The organism is Vibrio sp. Vb1755, from assembly GCF_033338635.1.
GTDB classification, from domain to species: domain Bacteria; phylum Pseudomonadota; class Gammaproteobacteria; order Enterobacterales; family Vibrionaceae; genus Vibrio; species Vibrio alginolyticus.
Genome location: NZ_JAWOTA010000012.1, coordinates 123,458 through 132,255, shown reverse-complemented (window position 1 = coordinate 132,255; position 8,798 = coordinate 123,458). Strand labels below are relative to the sequence as shown.

Here is an 8,798-nt window from a genome sequence, read left to right as displayed (position 1 = left end):
AATTTGAATAACATGTGTTGCTTGGTGTGCAACACCACTGTAAAGGACATAGCATGCCTATTATTACTCTTCCTGACGGCAGTCAGCGTCAATTTGACAACCCAGTTTCTACTATGGAAGTTGCGCAATCGATCGGTCCTGGTCTTGCAAAAGCAACGATCGCTGGTCGTGTAAACGGTAACCGCGTTGATGCGTGTGACCTAATTGAAGAAGACGCAAGCCTTGAAATCATCACCGTAAAAGATGAAGTAGACGGTTTAGAAATCGTTCGTCACTCTTGTGCTCACCTTCTTGGTCACGCTCTTAAGCAGCTTTACCCACAAGCTAAAATGGCGATTGGTCCAACCATCGACAACGGCTTCTACTACGATATCGATCTAGATGAGTCTCTAACGCAAGAAGATCTTGAAAAGATTGAAAAGCGTATGAAAGAGCTAGCGAAAACCAAGTACGAAGTTGTTAAGAAAAAAGTAAGCTGGCAGGAAGCGCGTGATACGTTTGAATCACGTGGCGAACCATACAAAGTGGAAATCCTAGACGAAAACGTATCTCGTGATGATCGTCCAGGTCTTTACCACCATGAAGAATACATCGACATGTGTCGTGGTCCTCACGTTCCTAACATGAGCTTCTGTCAACACTTCACTCTATTGAATGTGGCAGGTGCTTACTGGCGTGGTAACAGCGACAATAAAATGCTTCAACGTATCTACGGTACGGCTTTCCACGATAAGAAAGCACTGAAAGCGCATCTAACTCGCCTAGAAGAAGCAGCGAAGCGTGACCACCGTAAGATTGGTAAGCAACTAGACCTATTCCACATGCAGCAAGAAGCACCGGGTATGGTGTTCTGGCATCACAATGGTTGGTCTATTTTCCGTGATCTGGAAGTATTCATCCGCGCTAAGCTAGATGAGTACGGTTACCAAGAAGTAAAAGGTCCGCTAATGATGGACCGTGTTCTTTGGGAACGCTCAGGTCACTGGGATAAATACGCTGATGCAATGTTCACAACTTCTTCTGAGAACCGTGAATACGCAATTAAGCCAATGAACTGTCCAGGTCACGTACAGATCTTCAACCAAGGTCTAAAATCGTACCGCGACCTACCGCTACGTATGGCAGAGTTCGGCTCATGTCACCGTAACGAACCATCTGGTGCACTGCACGGCATTATGCGTGTACGTGGCTTTACTCAGGATGATGCTCACATTTTCTGTACTGAGAGCCAAATCCAAGAAGAAGTAACAAACTGCATCAAGATGGTGTACGATACGTACCAAACATTTGGTTTCGACAACATCGTAGTGAAACTGTCTACTCGTCCAGAGAAACGTGTAGGTTCAGATGAAATCTGGGATCAATCTGAAGAAGCATTGAAGCAGTCTCTTGAATCGATGGATATCCCATACGAAATTCAAGAAGGTGAGGGTGCGTTCTACGGTCCTAAGATTGAATTCACACTATACGATTGTCTAGACCGCGCTTGGCAGTGTGGTACTGTCCAGCTAGACTTCAACCTACCAGGTCGCCTAGGCGCTACTTATGTAGGTGAAAATAACGAACGTCTTGTACCGGTAATGATTCACCGTGCGATTCTAGGTTCACTAGAGCGCTTCATTGGTATCCTTATCGAAGAATATGCTGGTTTCTTCCCAACTTGGTTGGCGCCAGAACAAGCAGTTCTTATGAACATTACTGATAAACAGTCAGGTTATGTTCAAGAAATAGTACAAAAACTACAAAAAAGTGGAATTAGAGCTAAAGCGGACTTGAGAAATGAGAAGATTGGCTTTAAAATCCGCGAACATACTTTGAAGCGTGTACCGTATATGCTTGTTGTTGGTGACCAAGAAATGGAAGCTGGCGAAATTGCAGTACGTACTCGTAAAGGTAAAGATCTTGGTAAATTTAAAGTGGATGATTTTATTGCATACATCCAAGACGAGATCTCTAGCCGTAAGCTCAATCTGGAGGAATAAGCTATTAAAGGCGGAAGACGTGGCCAACAGCCGGTAAAACAAAACCCGCACCGTATCAACGGTGAAATTCGTGGTATTCGTGAAGTTCGACTAACAGGCGCTGACGGTGAATCAGTTGGTGTTGTATCGATTCAAGAAGCCATTGCAGCTGCTGAAGAAGCTGGTATGGATCTCGTTGAGATCAGTCCTAACGCCGAGCCACCTGTTTGTCGTGTGATGGACTATGGTAAGTTCCTCTTCGAGAAGAGCAAAACTGCTAAAGAGCAGAAGAAGAAGCAAAAGCAGGTCCAGATCAAGGAAGTAAAATTCCGTCCTGGAACTGATATTGGAGACTATCAGGTAAAACTACGCAACCTGACGCGTTTCCTTGAAGAAGGCAACAAAGTGAAAGTAACAATTCGCTTCCGTGGCCGAGAGATGGCACACCAAGACATCGGTGTTGACGTTCTAAATCGTCTTAAGGAAGATACTGCAGAAATTGCTGTAGTTGAATCTTTCCCTAAGAAGATTGAAGGTCGCCAGATGATCATGGTGCTAGCCCCTAAAAAGAAGTAATTAACGGCTCATCAAGTAATTAAAACCTAGCCGCTTTCCTTTATATAAAGGCATATGGCTGGGTTTTGTTCGCCCTAATTACGTTGTTTATTAAACCTACTCAATGCGGAGTTATTCATCATGCCTAAGATGAAAACCAACAAAGGTGCTGCTAAGCGTTTTAAGAAAACTGCTGGTGGTATTAAGTACAAGCACGCTACAAAACGTCACATCCTGACTAAGCGTACTACTAAGAACAAGCGTCAACTACGTCCGAATGCAATCCTTCCAAAATGTGAAGTGGCTGCAGTAATCCGTATGTTGCCATACGCTTAATTCTTTTTAGTTATCAATCGTTTAGTTTAGGAGAAGCATAATGCCTCGCGTAAAACGTGGTGTACAAGCTCGTGCACGTCATAAGAAAGTTCTAAAACAAGCTAAAGGTTACTACGGTGCGCGTTCACGTGTTTACCGCGTAGCTTTCCAAGCAGTTACTAAAGCTGGTCAATACGCTTACCGTGACCGTCGCGCTAAGAAACGTCAATTCCGTCAACTATGGATTGCACGTATCAATGCGGCATCTCGTCAAAATGGTCTATCTTACAGCCGTTTCATCAACGGTCTGAAGAAAGCATCTATCGAGATCGACCGTAAGATCCTTGCGGACATCGCAGTATTCGACAAAGCTGCATTTGCAGTTCTAGTTGAAAAAGCGAAAGCTGCTCTTTAATTAGCAGTTTAGGATTAAGAGAAGGAGAGCATTAGCTCTCCTTTTTTATTGCTAAAATTTATACCCAAATGACTTTTAGCTTGGCTATTTAGAGTATTGTTTATCAGTCTTCTCAATTTATTGGTTAGCATCTTATGTTAGTTATAAGGTAGCTTGGGTATAAATTTTTACGTTTATAAGGGATTAAAAATGATCTACACAACGACCGAAAGCATTCCTGGCAAGCAGATCTCTGAAATCAGAGGGGTTGTAACTGGTAATGTTGTTCAATCAAAGCATATTGGCCGTGACCTCATGGCGGGTATCAAGAGCATTGTTGGCGGCGAAATTCGTGGTTACACGGAAATGATGACCGACGCGCGTGATATTGCTATACAGCGCATGGTGGCGGACGCTGAATCTAAAGGTGCCGATGCAATAGTAGGGATTCGATTTACCACAAGCTCAATCGTAGATGGTTCTTCGGAAATTTTGGCATTTGGTACTGCAGTGAAACTAGCGGACTAGTCTACTTGAATAGCATTGCAAAAATGCTAATAGAGAGCGGTGAATTATTATGCATTTACCGTTCTGTTCCTTTTAGGTTAATTATTCTAGATTTTTGTAGAGAGAATAGGTTTATATTCTCAACTTTACGTTACTATTAAAATTAATCACGATGATTTAGAGTAATTGCTTCACTTTTATTTTGCATATTATTTTATATCTATAATGAAATTGAATTCATATTGAATTTTTCATTTGTTGTGTGAATTCTCTTTTCGGTATATTAATTCATGTTTTTCTTATAAAAATATGAACTTATACCTTGCCAAGCGGTTCTAAATTGTTACAAATACTATACAGCTGTAACATTGCCAAAAGGAATTGTAGATGAGAGATCTGACTCCCGAATACTTGCTAGCCGCATTACGCCAAGCGATTAAAACAAAAGGGCTAACATATCGAGAGCTATCTGAGAAAATGGGTATGCCACTATCTACCTTTAAGAGACATCTTACAAGCACGAATCTCGCTTTAGATAAGTTGCTGGAATATTGTAGAGCGGTTGATTGCACGTTAGATGAACTACAAAAGCTCGCAAATCAATTGCAAGGTGAAGACGAGGATTACTTTAGTCGCACACAGGATGAAGTATTCTTTCAATTCCCTCACCTTTACGACTTTTATCGTGAATTGAGAATGTTACGAGGTAAAGACGGCTATTCTATTTTAAAGAAAAAGTATGACTTGTCTGAGCAGAGCATGTCCGATTACTTAAAAGCATTAGAGTTGTTGGATCTCGTTTACGTTGATGAAGATAAAAATATAACGCTGCACGGACCTTTATATTATAGCTATGCAGAGAACTCCAAGCTCAACGACAAATATACCGAAATCATAAAAGAGCAGACGACTACCCACGATAAGTGTGTTCGCGTTGCTTTGGCGCGTATGAAAATTACCGAAGAACAGCTTTTGTTACTGGAAGATCAAGTCGCAAAGACCGTCATCGATTTTCATTCCAAAAATGTTGTAGCAGAGAACTTTAATGTCTCTGATTTTACTAATATTGTTCTACTTGCTGGGCCACATCAGCCAGTCACATTCTCTGACGGCATTATTGAGACAGAGGGGCGATTTATTGATGATATTCGTTATGCCATCGCATCTGCAGGTGATAAGCCAAGCCTATCTATATAGATTTTGAGCCTTTTTTGAAGAGAGTTTCTGAAAGGGCGTTGCAAAAGAAAAAGCCTAAGACAGCAAATACTTTGTAAGTAGGGCATTCAGCGGTGTTTGCTCTTAATTCAGACTTAAAGTGTTTTGGGCTTATTTCGAATAATACCTGTTCAGCATCTACTTTCGTTATTTTTAACATGCTGATTTCCTTCGTTGTTCCTCCCAAAGCCTCTCTCGCTTACTCTACAAAGAAACCATTCTCGTTGAACCAAGCATCCTGTAGCTACTTGGGTATGCATAATTGGTGGCTATTTATCTTCTAATTATAAATTCATACTTGAAATGTTTGTTTTTTGATCTATTATGACGAAGTGTCATTTGTGACGGTTCGTCAACTTTAGTTGCGTTCCTGTATTAAAGAATCGTGTTACAATTATTGGGAGTGTGTTGGTATACGGATCAAAGGATTATGTTTAACTTTCGCTGTAAAAAATATAGCAAGCAAGACGGATGTCGTGTGTCTTCAGGGCTAACAAAAAAGCAACAGGCGATTGCTGATCGTGAGATAGAGCTTATTCAATTGGCTAAGTCTCTAGTTCAAGAGCAAGGCTTTGCCAACTTAACGATGGACAAGCTTACAGCGTCAAGCCCTTATTCTAAAGGGACGATCTACAATCATTTTTGCAGCAAAGAAGATGTGATTCTTGCGCTTTGTATTCATTCGCTGAAAAGCGAAGCAATATTTTTCGAACGTACCGCCAAATTTAATGGCAATACCAGAGAAAAAATCATTGCGATGCATGTAGGTTATCGTATTTACGCTCGTATGGAGCCAGTACTATCAACCTGTGCGATTGTTGCAAAGACGCCTTGGGTTCTAGAGAAGGCTTCGCCTAAACGTGTGAATGAACTGAATAACTTGGAAGAACAAGTAATAGATGGTGCTGATGCGCTGGTGAACAATGCGGTAGAATGTGGTGATCTTAAGTTTTCTCCCGCAATTGGTTCTGATGCTATTGTATTCGCCAACTGGTCTATTGCATTCGGTTCAAACGCTTTGGCGCAAAATGCATCGAACAGTCGATGTATTCAGCGAATTCAAGACCCATTCTCAGTACTGCACAACGCGAATATGTTACTTGATGGTTTAGGTTGGTCGCCTTTATCTACAGAATGGGACTACCGTAAAACCTGGCGTCGAGTGGAGCAGGAGTTATTTAGTGAAGAGCTTGCTTATTTAGAGTCAGTGAATCGCTAATAAACTGGAAAGGCCAATCTGACGTTATGGTTGGCTTTTTATCGCACTATTGTGACGAATCGTCATTAAATCTCGAAGGTTGGCGTTCAGCCAATGATCACGAGAAGCATAGGAAGTTACTAAAAACTAACTTATGTAGCCAAATTCATTCGATCTAAAGTTTGCATGTCGAGTTTGTCTGGTTATTTACAGCATTTGCTGTTTTTTTAGTTTTTAAATTTGACGAAACGTCACAAAAGGAGAGTGTGATGCCACATCACAACGTTCAACAATACGCCCGTTCAGGGTGGGGTAAGCTACCAACGAATTACAGTGTATTGGTGATGCTTGCTACCGTTTTATTGATTGTCATAGCAACTATTGGAGGAAAAAATCTTTACTTTAGAGGAGATTACGACATCTTCTTTGATGGAACAAATGAGCAGTTACTTGCGTTTGATGAAATTCAAACCACCTTTGCAAAATCTGACAGTCTTGCTTTGGTTATAGCGCCAAAGAGCGGCACTGTTTTTACTCCTAGCACATTATCTCTTATTCAGCAGATCACTGACGAGGCGTGGCAAGTTCCATTCTCCACCCGCGTTGATTCCCTCGCCAACTACCAGCATACCGAAGCGTTTGAAGATGATCTTCTTGTCGAAGATTTACTGTATAGCGAATATGAATTGACACCTCAACGAATAGAGAAAGTCAAAAGTATTGCGTTGAGTGAGCCGGTTTTGAAAAGTTCACTGATTTCTGAAAAAGGAGATGTCACGGTCGTAAACATTACGGTCCAACTCCCTGAAATAGATAAAACTGCTGAAGTACAAGAGGTGGTTGCTTACATAAACGGAATGATTGAGCGTTATCAGCAAGTGTACCCAGACACGGAATTCCACAAGGCTGGTATTATTGCAATGAACTACGCGTTTATGACCGCAGCCCAAGATGATAGCGCAACATTAGTGCCAACTATGTTACTAGTGATATTGGTGTTTCTGACCATCATGTTGCGCTCATTGCTTAGCGTCATCGCGACGCTCATCGTTATTATCGGCTCGGTTATGGTTACAATGGGCTTGTCAGGATGGGCTGGTATGTTCTTAAGCACGGCGACCGTTAATGTGCCTACCTTGGTGATGACGCTTGCCGTCGCAGACTGTGTACACATCATCGCGACAATGCGTCAGTCTATGCAAAACGGCTTTAGTAAAGCCCACTCTATTGAGCGAAGTATTGCGCTCAATTTCATGCCTATCTTGATTACCTCCATTACCACCGCGATCGGCTTTTTAATGATGAATATGTCGGATTCTCCAATCCTGAGAGATTTCGGCAACCTATCAGCCCTTGGCGTCATGGTTGCTTGTTTCCTTTCCATCACGTTACTTCCCGCCTTGCTTAATATCCTTCCGGTTACGGTGAAGTCGGATACTTCTGATGAAAGAAAGCACTTTATGGATCATTTAGGAGATTTCGTGGTGTCAAAGCGACATGCTTTATTGCCGTTGTCGGTGCTTGTTATTGTCGCGAGTGCGAGCTTGATTCCACTGAACAAAGTCAATGATGAATCCGTCGAGTACTTTGGCCATAGCAATGAATTTCGCCGAGCGGCTGATTTTATGGAAGAGCGAATCAGTGGCATGGCGAACATCAGTATCGCGATAAAAACCAACGAATCGCAGGGTATTGCGGATCCTAATTTTCTCAATACCGTGGGTAAATTTACTGACTGGCTAAGGTTGCAGCCAGAAACGGACCATGTTGCGACCTTGAGCGATGTTTATAAGCGCCTAAACAAGAACATGCATGGAGATGATCAGGCTTATTACTCGCTCCCTCAAGACAGAGAATTAGCGGCTCAATATCTGCTGCTTTATGAAATGTCACTACCGTATGGTTTAGATTTGAACAACCAAATCAATGTAGATAAGTCGTCGATCAAGATGGTTCTCACCGTGGAGAACTTGGGCAGCGTCGAGCTTGTTGATTTGGAAAATCGCATTTACCAATGGTTTAACGAAAACGCGCCTCAATATGATGTTGTTGCGTCTAGTCCTTCATTGATGTTTGCGCATATTGGTGAAACGAATATGGCCAGCATGCTGTCAACCTTGCCCATTACTCTTGTCTTAATCTCTGCATTACTGATCTTTGCCTTGCGTTCGTTCAAGCTTGGCTTAATTAGTCTTGTCCCGAATATTGCTCCTGCGCTTATTGGTTTTGGTATTTGGGCGCTGGTTTCTGGCGAGATTAACTTGGGATTGTCCGTCGTTGTGACATTAACGCTTGGTGTTGTTGTCGATGACGCCGTTCACTTTCTTTCTAAATATCAACACGCTCGTAAAGATGGCCACAGTGCGGAGCAAGCGGTTCGCTACGCCTTTCGTACCGTGGGGCGCGCACTCTGGATTACGACGGTCGTGCTTGTTGCTGGTTTCTCTGTTCTGGCGATGTCGAGCTTCCGTTTAAATGCCGATATGGGACAGTTGAGTGCCATTGTCATCTTTATTGCCCTTGTTGTGGATTTCATCTTTCTACCGACTCTACTGATGTTGTTTGACAAAGGCGTCTACGACGAGGTGGACCGCCGAAACAAGCTTAAATCAACTGACTCTCAAACCACGGCTGTTACTCAGTCATAACGAAT

At 42.3% G+C, this 8,798-nt stretch carries 9 protein-coding genes; 8 read left to right on the top strand and 1 reads right to left on the bottom strand.

The features are described from left to right. Positions 1-53: 53 nt before the first annotated feature. The 6 genes from thrS (at position 54) to R7E00_RS12885 (ending at position 4,929) form a co-directional block, all read left to right on the top strand. Positions 54-1,982: a threonine--tRNA ligase gene (gene thrS, locus R7E00_RS12910; RefSeq protein WP_005395892.1), complete on the top strand. Its 1,929-nt coding sequence runs from the start codon at positions 54-56 to the stop codon at positions 1,980-1,982. Positions 1,983-1,985: 3 nt separating this feature from the next. Continuing rightward, a complete protein-coding gene (infC, locus tag R7E00_RS12905) occupies positions 1,986-2,537 on the top strand; it encodes a translation initiation factor IF-3 (protein ID WP_080276913.1) in 552 nt (183 codons plus the stop codon). 120 nt (positions 2,538-2,657) lie between these two features. Further along, positions 2,658-2,852, top strand: coding sequence for a 50S ribosomal protein L35 (gene rpmI / locus R7E00_RS12900; RefSeq protein WP_005377932.1), 195 nt, complete (start codon positions 2,658-2,660; stop codon positions 2,850-2,852). Positions 2,853-2,892: 40 nt separating this feature from the next. After that, on the top strand, positions 2,893-3,246 hold the full coding sequence (rplT, locus tag R7E00_RS12895) for a 50S ribosomal protein L20 (RefSeq protein ID WP_004727974.1): 354 nt from the start codon (positions 2,893-2,895) through the stop codon (positions 3,244-3,246). Between the two features lie 189 nt (positions 3,247-3,435). Next, a complete protein-coding gene (locus tag R7E00_RS12890; RefSeq protein ID WP_005377919.1) occupies positions 3,436-3,753 on the top strand; it encodes a heavy metal-binding domain-containing protein in 318 nt (105 codons plus the stop codon). Positions 3,754-4,119: 366 nt separating this feature from the next. After that, positions 4,120-4,929: a helix-turn-helix domain-containing protein gene (locus R7E00_RS12885; protein WP_005377917.1), complete on the top strand. Its 810-nt coding sequence runs from the start codon at positions 4,120-4,122 to the stop codon at positions 4,927-4,929. On the opposite strand, the gene R7E00_RS12880 is transcribed toward R7E00_RS12885, so the two are convergent. Beyond that, positions 4,922-5,107, bottom strand: coding sequence for a hypothetical protein (locus R7E00_RS12880; protein WP_005377915.1), 186 nt, complete (start codon positions 5,105-5,107; stop codon positions 4,922-4,924). The genes R7E00_RS12885 and R7E00_RS12880 overlap by 8 nt on opposite strands. Before the next feature lie 270 nt (positions 5,108-5,377). Between R7E00_RS12880 and R7E00_RS12875 the strand changes: the two genes are divergently transcribed. Continuing rightward, a complete protein-coding gene (locus R7E00_RS12875; protein ID WP_005377913.1) occupies positions 5,378-6,166 on the top strand; it encodes a TetR/AcrR family transcriptional regulator in 789 nt (262 codons plus the stop codon). A 248-nt stretch (positions 6,167-6,414) separates the two neighbouring features. Then, complete coding sequence (locus tag R7E00_RS12870; RefSeq protein WP_132936594.1) at positions 6,415-8,793, top strand: efflux RND transporter permease subunit; 2,379 nt, start codon at positions 6,415-6,417, stop codon at positions 8,791-8,793. Positions 8,794-8,798 lie beyond the last annotated feature (5 nt).